Genomic DNA, 18,724 nt, shown 5'->3' with positions numbered 1-18,724 from the left:
GGAATATCCATGCGTGCCATCCGTTGCCTGACCTTGCTGCTGACGCTGTTCGCGCCGGCCGCCTTCGCCGAAGGCCTGTATCAGGTGGAAATGATTCTGGTGCGGCAGAACAACGTGCCCGCCTTCACCAGCCCGTTCGCCCCGGAAGACTGGAGCGCTGGCGCCCCGCGCCTGGAAAAGGACGACGAGCGTCGGGTCGCCCTGGACGATGAGGTGACCCGGCTCGAAGCCACCCCGAACTACACCGTGCTGTTGCACAAGGCGTGGCAACAGCAGGTGGGCAGCGAGCCCAGCCGTATCGCGCTGGGCACGGGCAAAGAGCAGTTCGGCCACTTCCCCATCGAAGGCAACCTGAGCATCACCGAAGGCCGCTTCATCACTGTCGAGGCCAACTTCTGGGTCAACCAGCTCGATGGCAACGGCAACGTGCTGCAGAGCGAACAATTCAAGCAGAGCAACAGCAATGTGAAAGGCGGCCAACTGACCTTCCTCGATGGCGGCCACCTGGCAGTGCTGCTGAAGGTCACGCCTCCGGGCACACCGAAGATGCCGGTCATGGACCCGGAGATGATGGAGCAGTGATGTGAACGCGGGTGACGCAGAAGAATTGCTCAGGGCCTATCCGCACTGGGTCGATCACTTCGATCCCGGCGCGCTGAGCCGCGGTCGCGCATATGCCGCGCAGGAGCGAACCCGCATTCTGTCGCAGGATGCCACGTCCATCGAGTCGACCTGCAAAGGCTCGTCAGGGCAAACGTACACCCAGATAATCAAGCTGTTCGCGCATGCCGGAGAGCTGCGCATTCTCGGCAGTTGCAGTTGCCCGGTGCGCCTGAACTGCAAGCACTGCGTCGCCGCCTTGCTGCTCGTACAGGACGGCGCCAGCGGTCTCGCCCCCTCCATGACCCGCGAACAAGCCGCACTCTCGCTGCCCCCTGATCTCAACCAGTGGGTGCAGGCACTGGAGACCCCCGCCAAACCGGTGAGTGCTCCGGCACCGGCGCGCAAGGGGCCGGCCATCTATTACCGGGTCTACAAAGACCGCGAACAATGCCGAATGGAAGTGCTCAAAGGCACCCGCCAGGCAGACGACACGCTCAAGCTGGCCCGAATCACGTCGCTGCCTGAACTGATCTACTATACCCCCCGCTACGTGACCGAGGACGACGGCCGCTTGTTGCGCCTGATCGATGCACGCACGCAGTCCGTGACGCCGGTGGTCGAGCTGGAAGGCAAGCAGGGCGCAGAGCTGTTCGGCTACGCCCTGGCGACTGGGCGCCTACTCTACGAGCAGGACCCATCGCCACTGCTTGGCGGCCCGAAGCTGCACGCTGAATTTCGCTGGGTAAGGCTGGAAAACGGCAGTTACCGGGGCGCCTGGTACCACGATGAGCACCTGCAACTTCAGGCAATTCCGATCGAGCCACTGTATTACGTGGACCGGCAGTCGCACCGCTGCGGCATACTCGACCACGACCTTGACCCCTTCATTGCCAGCCAGCTCGCCCGTGCACCCACGGTCCCCGAACACCTCGTCGTGCCCTTGAGCCATCGCCTGAATGCCCTGAACCGCCAGGTTCCAACACCCACCGCTGTCAGCAGCGAACAGATCGAAGATATTTCACCACGCGGTCGACTGACCCTCGGCAGCCTCGAATTCAGCGCCTACATGCCCAAGACCGGTCGCATGCAGCGCCAGATGCAACACCGCGCAGCCCTGTCGTTCGACTATGACGGCCTGCGCGCCAGCGGCAGCGACGAAAAGCCTCTGACTCGCCTGGTGGACGCCACCAGCCAACGCATCCGCCGCCAGCCCCAGGCTGAGCAAGCCCTGCGCAAGACCGTGCGGGACCTCGGTTTCAAGGCCGCCACCCGGCAGAGCAAAGCCCTGCCCGACAGTGCCGGCGAGATGCTGCAATTGCCGGACGACGAAGCCTGGCTGCGCTTTGCCCGCGATGGCCTGCCGCGCCTTCGCGAGGCGGGCTGGGAAATCGACATCCACCGCGATTTCGCCTTCAGCCTGCACGAGGTGGACGACTGGTACGCCACCATCGACGAAGCCCCAGGCCATGAGTGGTTCGACCTGGAGCTGGGGATCGTGGTCGATGGTCAGCGCCACAGCCTGTTGCCGATCGTGCTGCAACTGCTGCGCAGCAATCCTGAGCTGCTGCGCCCAGCCGAACTGGCCCGCCGCAGCGACGACGAGCACCTGCTGATCGACCTCAACCGAGGGCGGCTGGACAGCCCGGCGCTGCGCGTCGCCCTGCCCTACGGCAGGATCAAGGCCGTGATGGGCACCTTGGGTGAGCTGTACCTGCACGAGGACACCGCCGGCCCGGCACTGCGCCTGGACCGCGCCGACGCTGCACGCCTGAACGACATCGCCGATCTGCCACTGCACTGGGAAGGCGGCGAACACGTACGTGACCTGGGCCGGCGCCTGCGCGATGCCCGTGACCTGCAAGTCGCGCCGCCCCGCGAGCTCAACGCCACCTTGCGTCCTTATCAGCAGCAGGGCCTGAACTGGATGCAGGCCCTGCGCGAGATGGGTACCGGCGGGATCCTGGGTGACGACATGGGCCTGGGCAAGACGCTACAGACCCTGGCCCACCTGCTGCTGGAAAAACAGTCCGGGCGCCTGACCTCCCCCGCCCTGGCGGTGATGCCGACCAGCCTGGTGCCCAACTGGCTCGACGAGGCCCAGCGCTTCGCCCCCAGCCTGCGGGTACTGGCCCTTCACGGCCCCGGACGCAGCAAGCACTTCGCCTCTCTGCATGAATACGACTTGGTATTGACCACTTACGCCCTGGTGCCGCGCGACCTGGAACACCTGCGCGGGCAACCTTGGGCGGTCCTGGTGCTCGACGAAGCACAGAACATCAAGAGCAGCACCAGCAAGGCCGCCCAGTCGGTGTGCGAGCTGCAAGCCAGCCAGCGCCTGTGCCTGACCGGTACGCCCATGGAAAACAACCTGGGCGAGCTATGGTCGCTATTCCACTTCTTGATGCCCGGCTGGCTGGGCGACCTCAAGCGTTTCAACCAGGACTACCGCACCCCGATCGAGCGTCAGGGCGACAGCGAGCGCATGACCCACCTGGCCAATCGTGTTCGCCCGTTCCTGCTGCGCCGGACCAAGGAGCAGGTAGCCACCGAGCTGCCCGCCAAGACCGAGATGGTCCACTGGGTCGAGCTCAGCGACGCCCAGCGCGACACCTATGAAGCCGTGCGGGTGGCGATGGACAAGAAGGTCCGCGAGGAAATCGCCCGCAGCGGCGCGGCGCGCAGCCAGATCGTGATCCTCGATGCCTTGCTCAAGCTGCGCCAGGTGTGCTGTGACTTGCGCCTGGTCAAAGGTGTGCAGGCCAAGGCCAACCAGGCCGACAAAGGCAAACTCGGCGCCTTGATGGAAATGCTCGAAGAACTGCTGAGCGAAGGCCGTCGTGTGCTGCTGTTCTCGCAGTTCACCTCGATGCTGGCGCTGATCGAGCAGGAGCTTGCGAAACGCGATATCCGCTACAGCCTGCTGACCGGCGACACCCGAGATCGCCGCGCTCCGGTCAAGCAGTTCCAGGACGGTGACAGCGACGTATTCCTGATCAGCCTGAAGGCCGGCGGTACAGGGCTTAACCTAACTGCCGCAGACACGGTGATTCACTATGACCCTTGGTGGAACCCCGCCAGCGAGAACCAGGCCACCGACCGCGCCTACCGCATTGGCCAGGACAAACCGGTGTTCGTATTCAAGCTGATCACCCGGGGTACCGTGGAAGAGAAGATCCAGCAACTGCAGCAGGAGAAGGCGGCGCTTGCGTCCGGCTTACTCGACGGCGGCCAGGCCGGGCAGTGGCGCCTGGGGGATGACGAGATCGAGGCGCTGTTCGCACCGTTGCCAGGCAAACGCGGGCGCTAAGCTTCTGGGGCCGCTACGCAGCCCCTTCGCGACACGAGGCCGCTCCCACAGCGATAGCGCAAACCGTGGGATGTCGCAAGCGACGCCTCAGTCGACCAGCTGTGCCTCTTTCAGTGCGCCGAGTGCCTCCAGCCAACGGGGCTGCTGGCGGTAATCGGTCCGGGCAAAGCCCTGCCCACGCATCCGCGCGATGCGTGGCGATGGCTTCACCCTGAGCCGCTGCGCCGCACACAACGCCAGTTCAGCCGACGCGCGGTCATTGCACACCAGACCCATGTCGCAACCGGCGCTCAGTGCCGCTTCGATGCGGTTGGCGGCATCCCCGACCACATGCGCGCCGGCCATGGACAGGTCGTCACTGAAGATCACACCCTGGAAGCCCAGCTCGCCGCGCAGGATGTCTTGCAACCAGCGGCGCGAGAAGCCGGCCGGCTGGTTATCCACCTGCGGGTAGATCACATGGGCAGGCATCACGGCGGCAAGCTGGCTGCCCAAGCGGGTGAATGGCAGCAAGTCAGCCTGGCGCAATTGCTCGAGGCTACGCTCGTCGGTGGGGATAGCCACATGGGAGTCGGCCTCGGCCCAGCCGTGCCCAGGGAAGTGCTTGCCACAGGCCGCCATGCCTGCGGCATTCATGCCACGGATGAAGGCACCAGCCAATTGCGTGGCGCGTTGCGGGTCACCTTCGAAGGCGCGGCTGCCGACCACTGCGCTGCGCTGGTGATCCAGGTCGAGCACCGGCGCGAAACTGAGGTCCAGGCCAACCGACAGGACCTCGGTGGCCATCAGCCACCCGCACTGTTCGGCCAGGTACTCGGCATTGGCGTTATCGGCAATCGCACGCATGGCCGGCAAGCGCACGAACCCCTGACGCAGGCGTTGAACGCGACCGCCCTCCTGATCGACCGCCAGGATCAGGTCGGGACGAATGGCGCGGATCGACGCACACAATTCACGCACCTGACGGGGGTTTTCGACATTGCGCGCAAAGATGATCAAGCCAGCCACTTCGGGCTGGCGCAGGAGATGTCGGTCCTCGGCGGTCAGCCATTTACCGGCAATATCCACCATCAGAGAGCCTTGCAGGCTGACGGTCATAAGGAATCCTTCATTGAAGACTGAGAGAAGCCCACTGGGGGCAGGCAGCCTCTTCGATACGCACCGGGCAATGGGCCGGCACTCGGTCGAACAGGTCAAGCAAATCCGTGTTGCGCAGGCGTATGCAGCCATGTGACAACGGTACGCGCAAGGGTTCGATGTCCGGCGTCCCGTGCAGGTAAATGTAGCGACGAAACGTGTCGACACCGCCCCGGCGGTTGAAGCCAGACTCGCATCCACTGAGCCACAAGATGCGGGTCAGGATCCAGTCACGCCCAGGACACTGCTCGTGCAGCGCTGGCGTCCAGACCTCACCGGTCCAGCGTCGCCCGCTCAACACCGCATTGAGCGGCAAACCCGCACCGATCTTCGCACGCACTTGATGCAAGCCTCGCGGCGTACAGCCGGAGCCATTGCGCTCACCCGCGCCGTTACGTGCCGTGGAAACATCGAGACGAACCCGCAATTGCCCACGGACGAAGCCGTAGAGGCGCTGGTCGGTCAGGGAAATGTGCAGAAAGTCGAGGTCAGGCATGGGCGCTAGCTTAGCCGAAGCGCCCTGCCCCGCCCAGTGTTCAGGCCTTGGCGGTGGCGTTCTTGCTGCGTGGACGCAGCTGAGCGCTGGCCATGGCCTCGTCGGTGACGCCACTGTCGGCACGCATGCCGGCCGCCAGGAACGGCACCATCAGGCGCATGACTTGTTCGATCGAGGTATTGATGCCGAAATCGGTTTCGGCAATGGCCCGCAGTGCCTTGATACCCGACATGCTGAAGGCCGCGGCACCGAGCATGAAATGCACACGCCAGAATAGCTCCAGCGGCGGGATGCGCGGTGCAGCCTCGTTGACCAGCAGCATGTAGCGGCGGAACACCTTGCCATACATGTCCTCGAGGTAGCGGCGCAGGTGCCCCTGGCTCTGGCTGAAGGCCAGGCCCAGCAGGCGCATGAAGATAGAGAGGTCGTTGTTGCTGCGCGGCTGCACGGCAAGCGCCTGCTCCACCAGCATCTCCAGCAGTTCTTCGAGCGAGGGTTTCTGTTCAGGCCGGGCCTGGCGACGCTCCAGCTCGCGCTCGAGGCTGGCGCAGAACGGGCCCAGGAAGCGCGAGAACACCGCCTGGATCAGGGCCTTCTTGGAACCGAAGTGGTAGTTGACCGCGGCCAGGTTGACGCCAGCCTTGCTGGTGATCAGCCGCAGCGAGGTTTCGGCGAATCCCCTCTCTGCGAACAGCTGCTCGGCAGCATCGAGAATGCGTTCAACGGTTTCCGATTGGGCCATGACTACTCCGCCAGACAAACAGGTGTTTGAAACATACGTTTCAGGCCTGTTTATGTCAAGGCTCGCTGACCGTGCGGTCGCCATTAAAACACAGCTTCGCCCTACACGCTGCAGGCCACGCTGCCCGCCACGCCCAGCGCCTCATGCAGCACATTGCCAGCCTTTTCCGCGTGCACAACGCTTGCAGTGGGCCAGCCACTGTATATAATCCCAGTCACTGTATAAAAAGACAGAGCGCTCGCCATGTTGAAACTGACGTCACGCCAAGCCGAAATTCTGGCCTTCATCAAACGTTGCCTCGAAGACAACGGCTTCCCGCCGACGCGCGCGGAGATCGCTCAAGAGCTGGGCTTCAAGTCGCCCAACGCCGCCGAGGAACACCTCAAGGCCCTCGCCCGTAAAGGCGCGATCGAAATGACCCCTGGGGCCTCCCGCGGCATTCGTGTCCCTGGGTTCGAAGCCAAGGCAGAAGAAAACGGCCTGCCAATCATTGGCCGGGTCGCGGCCGGCGCACCGATTCTCGCCGAGCAGCATATCGAGCAATCCTGCAACATCAACCCTGCCTTCTTCCATCCACGCGCCGACTACCTGCTGCGCGTACATGGCATGAGCATGAAGGACATCGGCATTTTCGATGGCGACCTGCTCGCCGTCCATACCTGCCGTGAAGCCCGAAACGGCCAGATCGTCGTCGCCCGCATCGGTGACGAAGTAACGGTCAAGCGCTTCAAGCGTGAAGGCAGCAAAGTCTGGCTTATTGCCGAGAACCCCGAATTCGCCCCCATCGAAGTCGACCTGAAAGAACAGGAACTGGTTATCGAGGGCTTGAGTGTCGGCGTCATTCGCCGCTGATCCAGGAGGCGTCATGCAGCAGTCCATCCATGCACCCCAGCAAGTTCAGCTCCCGCTGTTCGAGGCTTTCCTCGCCCAGCCGGTATTGCCTGGCTTGAAGGCACAAGAGCCGGCGCGCAAGCACAGCCAACCCGAGCTGTTTAGCGAACTGTCACTGCGCGGCGCAGTTGGACACTGCCAAAACCTGCTGGCGCCTGTGCTACGCGAACTGAGCGAAGAAGACGACGCCCGCTGGCTGACCCTGATCGCCCCACCCTCTAACCTGACACAAGCCTGGCTGCGGGATGCAGGCCTCAACCGCGAACGCATTCTGCTGCTGCACCCTCGCGGCAACCAGAGCCCGCTGCAACTGGCCTGTGAAGCCCTGCGCCTTGGCCTTAGCCATACCGTAGTGAGCTGGCTAGGGAACATCAACGCCAGCGCACGCCAGCAACTGGTGCGCGCAGCCAACGCCGGAAACGCACAAAGCCTGAACATCCGCCTCGGCTGATGTTCAGGCTTTGCCTGTTACCTCACACCACACTCTTCGTTTAGTGCAGTACGCGCGGTCCTTCGTCGCGTTCGAGTTCGCCATCCATGAGGCGACCTGCCATTTGCACGCCGACGCTCAGCATTGCCTTGGCGACTTCGACGTGCTGCCCCTGCAAGAACGCCTTGGCGTCCTCCGAGAAATCCAGGGTTACCAGAGAGCCTTCGTCCTCGGCACGACGCAGTTCGATCCGGCCATCAGGCAACTCGACAATTTCTAGAAAGGACGTTGACATATAGGGCTGTTCTCCTCGAAAGGCCAGCATTGTACCAGTCGAATCAGTGATCAGCACTCACTCAACGCGTCACGGAACCGTCTCACCAAGTCCTTAAGGTTGTTCCTCCAGCTTTCCAGGGTTGCTCTCGACAGCGCAGGTTGCTCGGGTTCGTCGAGATTGACAGCCTGGATCAGCGGTTGGGTGACGTCGGTTTTAGGGGTTTTCTTCGCGACCGGCGGTCGGAACAAATCGGCATAAGCACTGACCAGTTGCGCCAGCCAGGTTTCCCGCTGGCGCACCAGTTCGAGCATTTCAGCCACTTCAGGGATGGCGATGTCGTTCAGCGCATCGTCGGCGAGCGCCTGCTCGACCGAAGCCACTACCGGCAGCCGGTAGAAGCCGCCGATCTCGTGACACAGTCCCAGCAGCGCGCCATTGAGGTGAAACAACGCTGCCTCGCGTTCAGCCTGGACCAGGCCCTGGGCATTCATGGCCTGGCTCTGTTCGGCCTTGGCCATCGATTCGAGGGCGAGGCCGGCGAAGAACAGTTTCTGGTTGGTGCGGGTGTAGAGTTCCTGGGCCATTTCGAGTGCCCTCCCATAGGCTGCAAGGCATATTACTGCATCATAAATGATCAGGGCCGCAAAGCGGCCCCAATTACAGCACCGAGGAATCAGCGCTTGTCTTCGACTTTCCAGGTACTCCCGTCGTAAAACGCCTTCCAGCCGGTCGGCTTGCCATCGACCTCGGACTGCACGTATTGCTCCTTGGTCTTGCGGCTGTAGCGAATCACCGCTGGACGGCCTTCAGGGTCCTTCTGCGGCGCATCGCAGAGGAAGTGGTACTTAGGGTCGATCTCGTGCTTGTGTGGAACGATCTCCATCACCAGCGGGGCCCGGGTTTCGCGGTTCTTGGGGAACTGGCTGGCGGCCAGGAACAGCCCAGAAGCGCCGTCGCGCAGCACGTAGGTATCGTCGACCTTCTCGCACTTGAGCTCCGGCATGTCCACCTTATCCATCTTCGGTGGCGCCGCTTCGCCGCTCTTGAGCAGCTTGCGGGTGTTCTTGCACGAAGGATTGGTGCAACCGAAGAACTTGCCGAAACGGCCTGTCTTGAGCTGCATCTCGCTACCGCACTTGTCGCACTCCAGGCTCGGCCCTTCGTAGCCCTTGATCCGGTAGTTGCCTTCCTCGATCTCGTAGCCCGCACAGTCCGGGTTGTTACCGCAGATATGCAGCTTGTGCTTTTCGTCCAGCAGGTAGGCATCCATCGCCGTCGCGCAGATCGGGCAACGGTGCTTGCCACGCAGCACGCGGGATTCCGACTCGCCCTCGTCGTCTGCAGCAATCTCGTCACCCGGCACCAGGTTCACGGTGGCCTTGCAGCGCTCTTTGGGCGGCAGGCTGTATCCCGAGCAACCCAGGAACACGCCGGTCGAAGCGGTACGGATCATCATCGGCCGCCCGCATTCCTTGCACGGAATGTTGGTCATGGTCGGCTGGTTGGCACGCATGCCGTTCTCTGCCGACTCGGCCGTCAGCAGTTTCTTGCTGAAGTCGCCGTAGAACTCGTCCAGCACGTTCTTCCAGTCACGCTCGCCCTGGGCCACGTCGTCGAGGTTCTCTTCCATGTCGGCGGTGAAGCCGTAATCCATCAGATTGGAGAAACTCTCGGAGAGGCGTTCGGTGACGATGTCACCCATCTTCTCGGAATAGAAGCGGCGGTTGTGCAGGGTCACATAGCCACGGTCCTGGATGGTGGAGATGATCGCCGCATAGGTGGACGGACGACCGATCCCACGTTTTTCCATTTCCTTGACCAGGCTGGCCTCGGTGAAGCGCGCCGGTGGCTTGGTGAAATGCTGGCTCGGGTCGAGTTGGATCAGCTTCAACGCCTCACCCTGGGCCATTTCCGGCAGCACATCGTCTTCGCCTGGCTTGCTCTGCTGTGGCAGCACACGGGTATAACCGTCGAACTTCAGGATACGGCCCTTGGCACGCAGCTCGAAGTCGCCAGCAGCGACCGTGACGCTGGTGGACAGGTATTGCGCCGGCGGCATCTGGCAGGCCAGGAACTGACGCCAGATCAGCTCGTACAAGCGCTCGGCATCGCGTTCCATGCCGCTGAGCTTGGTCGGATGGGTATTGACGTCAGAAGGACGAATCGCTTCGTGCGCTTCCTGAGCGCCCTCCTTGCTGCCGTACACCAGCGCAGCTTCCGGCAGGTACTGCTTGCCGAACTCACGCTCGATGTAGCTGCGCGCCATGTCCAGGGCGTCGGCCGACAGGTTGGTCGAGTCGGTACGCATGTAGGTGATGTAACCCGCTTCGTACAGACGCTGGGCCATCATCATGGTCTTCTTCACCCCGAAGCCCAGGCGATTGCTCGCAGCCTGCTGCAAGGTGGAGGTAATGAACGGTGCCGACGGCTTGCTACTGGTCGGCCGGTCTTCGCGCTTGACCACGCTGTAGCTGGAAGCCTTGAGCTTCTCCAGTGCGGCCATGGCCTGGGCTTCATTGAGCGGCTTGAAGGCTTCGCCGTTCTCGCGAGCCACTTCGAAGCGCACCTTGGCGTTCTTGGCGGTGCCCAGGTCAGCGTGGACTTCCCAGTATTCCTCGGGGATGAAAGCCCGGATTTCGCGCTCGCGCTCGACCACCAGCTTCACCGCCACCGACTGCACCCGTCCAGCGGACAGGCCGCGGGCGATCTTGGCCCACAGCAATGGCGAAACCATGTAGCCAACCACCCGGTCGAGGAAGCGCCGCGCCTGCTGGGCATTGACGCGGTCGATGTCGAGTTCGCCCGGCTGGGAGAAGGCATCCTGGATGGCCTTCTTGGTGATTTCGTTGAACACCACGCGCTTGTAGCGGCTGTCGTCCCCACCAATGGCTTCGCGCAGATGCCAGGCAATGGCCTCCCCTTCGCGATCCAAGTCGGTTGCGAGATAGATGGTGTCGGCATCCTTGGCCAGGCGGCGCAGTTCGTCGATCACCTTCTCCTTGCCAGGCAGGATCTCGTACTTGGCCTTCCAGCCGTGTTCTGGGTCGACGCCCATGCGTGCCACCAGCTGGCGCCGCGCCTTTTCCTTGGGCGACAGGGCCGGAGCCTCACCCGCAGTCTTGCCGCGCTTGGCGGCCGGCTCTTTGCTGGCGCTGGCCGAACCGCTGGTGGGGAGGTCTCGGATATGGCCGATACTCGACTTCACCACGTACTGGTTGCCCAGGTACTTGTTGATGGTCTTGGCCTTGGCCGGGGATTCCACAATGACCAGCGATTTGCCCATGGATCGGAGTATTCCTGAATCTGAAGATTAAAAACGCGTCAGGTGCCAGACGCGGCACCGCTATATATAGTGGCAAAAGAGTGAGGTCAAGCGCGGTCGATCACTCGCCTGGCCCGGCCAAGTGCCCGGACAGCCCCTCTTCGGCCTTGACCAAAGCAAAGCGTGGCACCTGCTCGCCGTCAACCTCGACTGATTCGAGGAACATCGAAAGTGGCCGTACCCACAGCCCGAATTCGCCGTACAGCGCCTGGTAGAACACCACCCATTCTTCGGTCTCGGAGTGCTGGGCAGCGGCGAAGACACGGTACTCAGGCCCTTTGTAATGACGATACACGCCTGGTTGTATCTGCATGTCACTCACCCTCTTGAAACAAAATCTGTAAAAAAACAAAAACCGGGGCACTGGGCCCCGGCTGCTGACTTGCAACGCGATCAGACGCGCTCGAAGACAGTGGTGATGCCTTGACCCAGGCCGACGCACATGGTGGCTACACCGAGGGTACCGCCATTCTGCTTCATGACGTTGAGCAGGGTGCCGGAAATTCGCGCCCCAGAGCAACCGAACGGGTGGCCCAAAGCGATGGCGCCGCCGTGCAGGTTAACCTTCTCATCCATCTTGTCGAGCACTTTCAAATCTTTCAGCACTGGCAGGGCCTGTGCGGCGAAGGCTTCGTTGAGCTCGATGAAGTCGATGTCGGCCATGGTCAGGCCAGCACGCTTGAGGGCTTTCTGGGTCGACGGCACCGGACCGTAGCCCATGATCGCTGGGTCGACACCGGCCACCGCCATGGAGCGGATGACCGCCAATGGCTGGATGCCCAGGTCCATGGCACGCTGGCCAGACATGACGATCATGCACGAGGCACCATCGGTGATCTGCGACGACGTACCGGCGGTGACGGTACCCCCTTTGGGGTTGAACGCCGGCTTGAGCGACGCCAGGCCTTCGAGGGTGGTTTCCGGGCGGATGGTCTCGTCGAAGTCGAAGACCTTCAGGAAGCCGTTCTCGTCATAGCCCTGCATCGGGATGATCTCATCCTTGAACTTGCCCTCGACCGTCGCCTTGTGGGCGAGCTGGTGCGAGCGCAGGCCAAACAGGTCCTGTTGCTCACGGCTGATGCCGTGCATCTTGCCGAGCATTTCAGCGGTCAGGCCCATCATGCCTGAAGCCTTGGCGGCATACAGCGACATGTGCGGGTTCGGGTCGACGCCGTGCATCATGCTGACGTGGCCCATGTGCTCGACGCCACCGACCACGAACACGTCACCGTTGCCGGTCATGATCGCCTGGGCGGCGGTGTGCAGTGCGCTCATCGACGAACCGCACAGCCGGCTGACGGTCTGGGCTGCGGAAGTGTGCGGGATCTGGGTCATCAGCGACGCCATGCGGGCGATGTTCCAGCCCTGCTCCAGGGTCTGGTTGACGCAGCCCCAGATCACGTCCTCGACTTCTTTCGGGTCGACCTTGTCATTACGCTCCAGTAGCTTGCTGATCAGGTGCGCAGACATGTCTTCGGCACGGGTGTTGCGGTGCATGCCACCCTTGGAGCGGCCCATCGGGGTGCGACCGAAGTCGACAATCACCACGTCTCTTGGATTGAGGCTCATATCAATACTCTCGCTCTACTCTTGCTCTCAGGCGCTGTGGGGCCGCTCAGTTGAAGAAGCGCTGGCCATTCTTGGCCATCTCGCGCAGCTTCGCGGTCGGGTGGTACAGCGGTCCGAGGTCGGCATATTGGTCAGCCAGGGCAACGAACTCGGCCACCCCGATCGAATCGATGTAACGCAGCGCACCACCACGGAAGGGAGGGAAGCCAATGCCATAGACCAGGCCCATGTCGGCTTCGGCGGCGGTTTCGACGATGCCATCTTCCAGGCAGCGCACGGTTTCGAGGCACAGCGGGATCATCATCCAGTTGATGATGTCTTCGTCGCTGACTTCACGCGCTTCGAACACGATCGGCTTGAGGACGTCGAGCACGCTGCTGTCGGCCACTTTCTTCGGTTTGCCGCGCTTGTCGGTTTCGTAGGCGTAGAAGCCCTTGCCGTTCTTCTGGCCGAGACGGTTGGCCTCGTAGAGCGCATCGACGGCCGAGCGACGGTCATCTTTCATGCGGTCCGGGAAGCCTTCGGCCATTACGTCACGGCCGTGGTGGCCGGTGTCGATGCCGACGACGTCCATCAGGTACGCCGGCCCCATGGGCCAGCCGAACTTCTCCATAACCTTGTCGATGCGCACGAAGTCGACACCGGCGCTGACCAGCTTGGCGAAGCCGCCGAAATACGGGAACAGCACGCGATTGACCAGGAAGCCGGGGCAGTCGTTGACCACGATCGGGTTCTTGCCCATCTTCTTGGCGTACGCCACGGTGGTGGCGACCGCTACATCGCTGGATTTCTCGCCACGAATCACTTCCACCAGCGGCATCATGTGCACCGGGTTGAAAAAGTGCATGCCGACGAAGTTCTCTGGACGCTTGAGGGCCTTGGCCAACAAGTTGATGGAGATGGTCGAGGTGTTGGAGGCGAGGATCGCATCTTCCTTCACCTGGCTTTCGACTTCGGCCAATACAGCCTGCTTGACCTTCGGGTTCTCGACAACGGCTTCGACCACGATGTCGACGTTGGCGAAGTCGCCGTAGGACAGCGTCGGACGAATGGCGTTGAGCGCCTCCGCCATTTTCGCCGGGGTCAGGCGGCCTTTCTCGACACGCTTGCCGAGCAGCTTGGAAGCCTCGTTCAGGCCCAGCTGGATGGCTTCCTCGCGAATATCCTTCATCAGGATCGGGGTACCTTTGACCGCCGACTGATAAGCGATACCACCCCCCATGATGCCGGCGCCGAGCACGGCAGCCTGCTTCACGTCGTGGGCGATTTCATCATGGGCCTTGGCCTTGCGCTTGAGCTCCTGATCGTTCAAGAACAGGCCGACCAGGCTTTCGGCGACCGAGGTACGGGCCAGCTTGGCGAAACCTGCGGCCTCGACTTCCAGCGCTTTGTCGCGGCCGAAGTTGGCGGCTTTCTGGATGGTCTTGATGGCTTCGACCGGAGCCGGATAGTTCGGGCCGGCCTGCCCGGCCACGAAGCCTTTGGCGGTTTCGAAGGCCATCATCTGCTCGATGGCATTGAGCTTGAGCTTCTCGAGCTTCGGTTGGCGCTTGGCCTTGTAGTCCAGCTCGCCGCTGATGGCGCGCTTGATCAGGTCCAGGGCCCCGGCCTGCAGCAGTTCAGGGGCGACCACGGCATCGACCGCACCGACTTTCAGCGCGTCATCGGCACGGTTTTCCTTGCCCGAGGCAATCCACTCGATGGCGTTGTCGGAGCCGATCAGGCGCGGCAGGCGCACGGTACCACCGAAGCCAGGATAGATACCCAGCTTGACCTCTGGCAGACCGATCTTGGCGCTGGAGGACATGATGCGGTAATCGGCCGCCAGGCACATTTCCAGGCCGCCACCCAGGGCGATGCCGTTGATGGCCGCGACCGTCGGTACTTCGAGGTCTTCGAAGGCATTGAAGATGCGGTTGGCTTCCAGGTTGCCGGCAACCAGTTCGGCCTCGGGCAGCTTGAAGTTCTCGACGAATTCGGTGATGTCGGCGCCGACGATGAACACGTCCTTGCCACTGCTGACGATCACGCCTTTCACCGAGGCGTCGGCCTTGATGGCGTCGACGGCCTGGCGCAGCTCGTCCAGGGTCAGGCGATTGAACTTGTTGACGGACTCACCCTTGAGGTCGAACTTCAGTTCGACGATGCCGCTTTCAAGAGCCTTAACCGTGATGGCTTTACCTTCGTAAATCATCAACTGATCTCCACGATATGGAAGCTGAACTGTACGCACCGAACGCTGGCGGCAGAGCTGGCCATGCTGCCCTTGCCCCAGGCACACCCGTTAGCGCGCGAGTCGGGGTTCTGAGTGAGCGTTGTGACATACAAACGCTCAATTCATACGCCCGTTTGATTTGGGTATGCACACATTCTCCGAAAAGATCGGCGTTGTCAAATGCTCGCGAAGACCATGAAAACGCGACTTTCCAGTCATTTTGCAACGGCAGGGTTCGATACATGATGACAGTGATCGCTGATCATTCATGTCAGCGATTGACCATTCAGGGGGGGCGAAGGTGTTGGCCTTGAGATGTTCGGTGAAGCGTAGATCGCGAGCAAGGCTCGCCCCCACGTCTGTTTCGGGCTAGTTATTCCTGTGGGTAGGAAATCGATGATCTGTAGGAGCGAGCCTTGCTCGCGATGCGCCGCGCGGGCTGCGGGCGATCGAACAGGCCCCGAATAATCATCGCCAGCCACCTACCGCGCCCCTGCGCACATCCCACAAAAAAATCCAGGCATTCCCTCAATAACCCTCTACACTGCCAGTGGCTCCAAGAAATTCCCGGCCTGCCTGGCCTTTTCTGCACTGCAGAAACGACAAAGCGGCAACCTGGCACCTACCCTCCTGGGGGCGTTGCCATGTTGCCGCTTTGTCGTTAACGCGTGATCAAGCGAGGGTTTCAAAGGCGTGAGCAATATCCTGCAACACAGATTTATCACCGCGCTCGCTCCAGTACAGCGCAATCATGCGTTTGTCAGCCTCGACCTTGTAGACGGTCCCAGGCAGACGCGCGAACACCTCGTTCAGGCGGGGTTCCTCGCACACTTCACGCCACTGGTTCCACCATACGCCGGGACTGACCTGCCAGTAGCACCAGCTATCTTCGTGCCCTTTGCGGCGGGCCCGATGGTACTGAGGACACGGGCTAGGCGGCTCTTTTTCCAGCCAGTGCGGCCACTGCTGCGGCGCCAACTGCATGGCCAGCCCCATGCGCCGAGCCTCCAGGCGCAGACTCATCTGTTCTCCCTGCTTGCGTGAAAGACGCAGCCAGGAAAGCGGACTGAGAATCAGGGCAAGGATTGACACCACCAGCCATACCGTCATATCTAGATTCCATAAAGCGTTGCAAATGAGCGGGTTACTCAAGTTTCACGGAAGACCTGCCCCAAAGCGACCATACTTCCAATATCGCGATTGTCAGGAGTACAGCTCATGTCCTACGAACATCTTCTGGTTGCCGTCGACCTGACCGAAGAATGCGACCCGGTGATCAAGCGCGCCATGAAGCTCGCAGAGCCTACAGGCGCCAAGGTCTCTCTGGTGCATATCGTCGAGCCGATGGCCATGGCATTCGGCGGTGATGTGCCCATGGACCTGTCTCAGCTGCAGCAGCAGCAGTTCGACCAAGCCAAGGAGCGCATGGACCGACTGTTCAACAAGTACCCGGACATCAATCGTGGCGATTCGCACCTGACCTACGGCCAGCCGCGCCAGGAAATCCACCAGTTGGCCAAGGAACAACATTGCGACCTGATCGTGGTCGGCAGCCATGGCCGCCACGGGCTGGCATTGCTGCTGGGCTCTACCGCCAATGACGTGTTGCATGGCGCCCCTTGCGATGTCTTGGCGGTGCGGTTGCAGAAGAAGGAATGATCCAACCCGCACGGGCCCTATCGTCGGCGTGCCGGCGATAGGGCCCGTCGGATCAACCTTCCAGCTCGGCCCAGCGCTCTACCAAGGTATCCAGCTCAGCCTGCAGCTTCTCCAGCTTCGCCAGCACAGCCGAGGTTTCACCGATAGGGCGCTGGTAGAAGCCAGGTGCATTGACCTCTTCCTGAACCACCGCCATGCGCTGCTCCAGCTCGTCGATCTGCCCCGGCAACGCCTCCAGCTCGCGCTGCAACTTGTAGCTGAGCTTTTTCTTCGACGCATCAACGGCCGCGGCTGCAGGGGCCGGCGCCGCCTCGACGACAGGCTTTTCCACCACCGCGCTGTTGAGCTCCGACTTGCCGCCCTTGCTTTCGGTCACACCCAGCAACTTCGGCGAGCCACCCTGGCGAATCCAGTCTTCATAGCCACCGACGTACTCGCGGACCTTGCCCTCCCCCTCGAACACCAGGGTGCTGGTCACCACGTTGTCGAGGAAAGCCCGGTCGTGGCTGACCATCAGTACCGTGCCCTTGTAGTTGGACAGTACTTCCTCCAGCAGCTCCAGCGTCTCGACATCCAGGTCGTTGGTCGGCTCGTCGAGGACCAACAGGTTGGCAGGCTTGCTGAACAGCTTGGCCAGCAGCAGTCGCGCACGCTCGCCGCCGGACAGCGCCTTGACCGGGGTACGCGCGCGCTGCGGGCTGAACAGGAAGTCGCCCAGGTAGCTCAGCACATGGCGGCTCTGCCCGTCGATGTCGATGAAGTCCCGGCCTTCGGCCAGGTTGTCGATCACGGTCTTTTCCAGGTCGAGCTGGTGGCGCATCTGGTCGAAATAGGCCACTTCGAGCTTGGTGCCACGCTCTACCTTGCCGGAGGTCGGCTCAAGATCGCCGAGCATCAGCTTCAGCAGCGTGGTCTTGCCTGTACCGTTGGCGCCCAACAGGCCAATACGGTCTTCGCGCTGCAGGACCATCGAGAAGTCCTTCACCAGCATCGGCCCGTCAGGGTGCGCGAAGCTGACATTCTCCAGCACCATGACCTGCTTGCCGGACTTCTCCGCCGCCTCGATCTGGATGTTGGCCTTGCCCTGACGCTCGCGGCGCTCACTACGTTCCACACGCAATGCCTTGAGCGCACGCACACGGCCTTCGTTGCGGGTACGACGGGCCTTGATGCCCTGGCGAATCCATACCTCTTCCTGGGCCAGACGCTTGTCGAACAGCGCGTTGGCGGTCTCTTCCGCGGCCAGGGCCGCTTCTTTGTGCACCAGGAAGCTGGCGTAATCGCCATTCCAGTCAATCAGGCCGCCACGGTCGAGCTCGAGGATGCGCGTCGCCAGGTTCTGCAGGAACGAACGGTCGTGGGTAATGAACAACACGGCACCGTTGAAGCCGCTCAGGGCTTCTTCGAGCCAGGCGATGGCGCCGATGTCCAGGTGGTTGGTCGGCTCGTCCAGCAACAGCAGGTCGGGCTCGGACACCAACGCCTGGGCCAGCAGCACACGACGGCGCCAGCCGCCTGACAGCTCGGCCAGGGTCTTGTCGGCCGGCAATTGCAGGCGGCTCAGGGTGCTTTCCACCACCTGCTGCAGGCGCCAGCCATCGCGCGCCTCCAGTTCGTGCTGGACATGCATGAGTTTTTCCAGATCTTCATCACCCTGAATGTTCTGGCTCAGGTGATGATATTCGGCCAGCAACGCGCCCACGCCATCAAGGCCTTCGGCCACCACGTCGAACACGCTGCGCTCGTCGGCTACGGGCAGCTCCTGAGGCAGCTCACCAATCTTCAGGCCGGGGGCACGCCAGATTTCGCCGTCATCGCCCTTCTGCTCACCCTTTACCAGGCGCAGCATGCTCGACTTGCCGGTGCCGTTGCGGCCGATGATGCACACCCGCTCGCCACGGGCGATCTGCCAGGACACTTTGTCCAGCAGCGGCATGGCGCCGAATGCGAGGGACACATCGCTGAATTTGAGCAGGGTCATGTTCGTCTCCAGAAAGCGGGCGCGCATTCTACCTGACTTGGCCCCTTCCGGCATTAAGTTGGCCATCCTGCCAGGGCCTGGCGACATCCGGTCGA

Annotated in this window: 16 protein-coding genes; 5 read left to right on the top strand and 11 right to left on the bottom strand. The window is 62.1% G+C overall.

Features of this window, described 5'->3' with window-relative positions; translation table 11 throughout:
• Positions 1-9 precede the first annotated feature (9 nt).
• Together H620_RS0104050 and H620_RS26220 are read left to right on the top strand one after the other, a co-directional pair.
• A complete protein-coding gene (locus tag H620_RS0104050) occupies positions 10-582 on the top strand; it encodes a peptidoglycan binding protein CsiV (protein WP_023379583.1) in 573 nt (190 codons plus the stop codon).
• A 1-nt stretch (position 583) separates the two neighbouring features.
• The gene (locus H620_RS26220; RefSeq protein ID WP_081669620.1) at positions 584-3,910 is read left to right on the top strand and encodes a DEAD/DEAH box helicase; all 3,327 of its coding nucleotides are present in this window, start codon (positions 584-586) and stop codon (positions 3,908-3,910) included.
• An 87-nt stretch (positions 3,911-3,997) separates the two neighbouring features.
• On the opposite strand, the gene nagZ is transcribed toward H620_RS26220, so the two are convergent.
• From nagZ to H620_RS0104030, 3 genes are read right to left on the bottom strand one after another with little or no spacing between them, the layout of a single operon-like run.
• Positions 3,998-4,996, bottom strand: coding sequence for a beta-N-acetylhexosaminidase (gene nagZ, locus H620_RS0104040; RefSeq protein WP_177429855.1), 999 nt, complete (start codon positions 4,994-4,996; stop codon positions 3,998-4,000).
• Between the two features lie 22 nt (positions 4,997-5,018).
• Positions 5,019-5,543 (bottom strand): L,D-transpeptidase, encoded by a 525-nt coding sequence (locus tag H620_RS0104035; protein WP_027906768.1) that lies wholly within the window; start codon positions 5,541-5,543, stop codon positions 5,019-5,021.
• A 40-nt stretch (positions 5,544-5,583) separates the two neighbouring features.
• The gene (locus H620_RS0104030) at positions 5,584-6,285 is read right to left on the bottom strand and encodes a TetR/AcrR family transcriptional regulator (RefSeq protein ID WP_023379579.1); all 702 of its coding nucleotides are present in this window, start codon (positions 6,283-6,285) and stop codon (positions 5,584-5,586) included.
• Positions 6,286-6,528: 243 nt separating this feature from the next.
• On the opposite strand from H620_RS0104030, the gene lexA reads away from it, so the two are divergent.
• Together lexA and sulA are read left to right on the top strand one after the other, a co-directional pair.
• On the top strand, positions 6,529-7,137 hold the full coding sequence (gene lexA, locus H620_RS0104025; protein ID WP_023379578.1) for a transcriptional repressor LexA: 609 nt from the start codon (positions 6,529-6,531) through the stop codon (positions 7,135-7,137).
• 13 nt (positions 7,138-7,150) lie between these two features.
• Positions 7,151-7,627: an SOS-induced cell division inhibitor SulA gene (gene sulA / locus H620_RS0104020; RefSeq protein WP_023379577.1), complete on the top strand. Its 477-nt coding sequence runs from the start codon at positions 7,151-7,153 to the stop codon at positions 7,625-7,627.
• A 40-nt stretch (positions 7,628-7,667) separates the two neighbouring features.
• On the opposite strand, the gene H620_RS0104015 is transcribed toward sulA, so the two are convergent.
• From H620_RS0104015 to H620_RS0103985, 7 genes are all read right to left on the bottom strand, one after another.
• Positions 7,668-7,901 carry a hypothetical protein gene (locus tag H620_RS0104015; RefSeq protein WP_004376430.1) on the bottom strand — a complete coding sequence of 78 codons (234 nt, stop codon included), beginning with the start codon at positions 7,899-7,901 and terminating at the stop codon, positions 7,668-7,670.
• A 50-nt stretch (positions 7,902-7,951) separates the two neighbouring features.
• On the bottom strand, positions 7,952-8,467 hold the full coding sequence (locus tag H620_RS0104010) for a DUF6586 family protein (protein WP_023379576.1): 516 nt from the start codon (positions 8,465-8,467) through the stop codon (positions 7,952-7,954).
• Positions 8,468-8,556: 89 nt separating this feature from the next.
• Positions 8,557-11,166 (bottom strand): type I DNA topoisomerase, encoded by a 2,610-nt coding sequence (gene topA, locus H620_RS0104005; RefSeq protein ID WP_027906767.1) that lies wholly within the window; start codon positions 11,164-11,166, stop codon positions 8,557-8,559.
• Between the two features lie 100 nt (positions 11,167-11,266).
• Entirely contained in the window at positions 11,267-11,518 is a 252-nt protein-coding gene (locus H620_RS0104000) for a DUF1653 domain-containing protein (protein ID WP_023379574.1), read from the bottom strand.
• 80 nt (positions 11,519-11,598) lie between these two features.
• Positions 11,599-12,774 (bottom strand): acetyl-CoA C-acyltransferase FadA, encoded by a 1,176-nt coding sequence (fadA, locus tag H620_RS0103995; RefSeq protein WP_023379573.1) that lies wholly within the window; start codon positions 12,772-12,774, stop codon positions 11,599-11,601.
• Between the two features lie 46 nt (positions 12,775-12,820).
• The gene (gene fadB / locus H620_RS0103990; protein WP_023379572.1) at positions 12,821-14,968 is read right to left on the bottom strand and encodes a fatty acid oxidation complex subunit alpha FadB; all 2,148 of its coding nucleotides are present in this window, start codon (positions 14,966-14,968) and stop codon (positions 12,821-12,823) included.
• Positions 14,969-15,661: 693 nt separating this feature from the next.
• Positions 15,662-16,099, bottom strand: coding sequence for a hypothetical protein (locus H620_RS0103985; RefSeq protein WP_023379571.1), 438 nt, complete (start codon positions 16,097-16,099; stop codon positions 15,662-15,664).
• 108 nt (positions 16,100-16,207) lie between these two features.
• On the opposite strand from H620_RS0103985, the gene H620_RS0103980 reads away from it, so the two are divergent.
• Positions 16,208-16,648: a universal stress protein gene (locus tag H620_RS0103980; RefSeq protein ID WP_023379570.1), complete on the top strand. Its 441-nt coding sequence runs from the start codon at positions 16,208-16,210 to the stop codon at positions 16,646-16,648.
• 52 nt (positions 16,649-16,700) lie between these two features.
• On the opposite strand, the gene H620_RS0103975 is transcribed toward H620_RS0103980, so the two are convergent.
• Positions 16,701-18,629: an ATP-binding cassette domain-containing protein gene (locus H620_RS0103975; protein ID WP_027906766.1), complete on the bottom strand. Its 1,929-nt coding sequence runs from the start codon at positions 18,627-18,629 to the stop codon at positions 16,701-16,703.
• Positions 18,630-18,724: the final 95 nt, after the last annotated feature.

The sequence above is a fragment of the Pseudomonas taiwanensis DSM 21245 genome, from assembly GCF_000425785.1.
Classification (GTDB): Bacteria; Pseudomonadota; Gammaproteobacteria; order Pseudomonadales; family Pseudomonadaceae; genus Aquipseudomonas; species Aquipseudomonas taiwanensis.
This window is presented reverse-complemented; position numbering and strand designations above follow the sequence as displayed.

Coding starts and splice junctions, on each gene's coding strand:
- sulA (WP_023379577.1), top strand. CDS start 7,151: ATGCAGCAGTCCATCCATGCACCCCAGCAAGTTCAGCTCCCGCTGTTC.
- fadA (WP_023379573.1), bottom strand. CDS start 12,774: ATGAGCCTCAATCCAAGAGACGTGGTGATTGTCGACTTCGGTCGCACC.
- H620_RS0104015 (WP_004376430.1), bottom strand. CDS start 7,901: ATGTCAACGTCCTTTCTAGAAATTGTCGAGTTGCCTGATGGCCGGATC.
- H620_RS0103985 (WP_023379571.1), bottom strand. CDS start 16,099: ATGACGGTATGGCTGGTGGTGTCAATCCTTGCCCTGATTCTCAGTCCG.
- topA (WP_027906767.1), bottom strand. CDS start 11,166: ATGGGCAAATCGCTGGTCATTGTGGAATCCCCGGCCAAGGCCAAGACC.
- H620_RS0104050 (WP_023379583.1), top strand. CDS start 10: ATGCGTGCCATCCGTTGCCTGACCTTGCTGCTGACGCTGTTCGCGCCG.
- H620_RS0104000 (WP_023379574.1), bottom strand. CDS start 11,518: ATGCAGATACAACCAGGCGTGTATCGTCATTACAAAGGGCCTGAGTAC.
- fadB (WP_023379572.1), bottom strand. CDS start 14,968: ATGATTTACGAAGGTAAAGCCATCACGGTTAAGGCTCTTGAAAGCGGC.
- H620_RS0104010 (WP_023379576.1), bottom strand. CDS start 8,467: ATGGCCCAGGAACTCTACACCCGCACCAACCAGAAACTGTTCTTCGCC.
- H620_RS0104030 (WP_023379579.1), bottom strand. CDS start 6,285: ATGGCCCAATCGGAAACCGTTGAACGCATTCTCGATGCTGCCGAGCAG.
- lexA (WP_023379578.1), top strand. CDS start 6,529: ATGTTGAAACTGACGTCACGCCAAGCCGAAATTCTGGCCTTCATCAAA.
- H620_RS0103975 (WP_027906766.1), bottom strand. CDS start 18,629: ATGACCCTGCTCAAATTCAGCGATGTGTCCCTCGCATTCGGCGCCATG.
- H620_RS0103980 (WP_023379570.1), top strand. CDS start 16,208: ATGTCCTACGAACATCTTCTGGTTGCCGTCGACCTGACCGAAGAATGC.
- H620_RS0104035 (WP_027906768.1), bottom strand. CDS start 5,543: ATGCCTGACCTCGACTTTCTGCACATTTCCCTGACCGACCAGCGCCTC.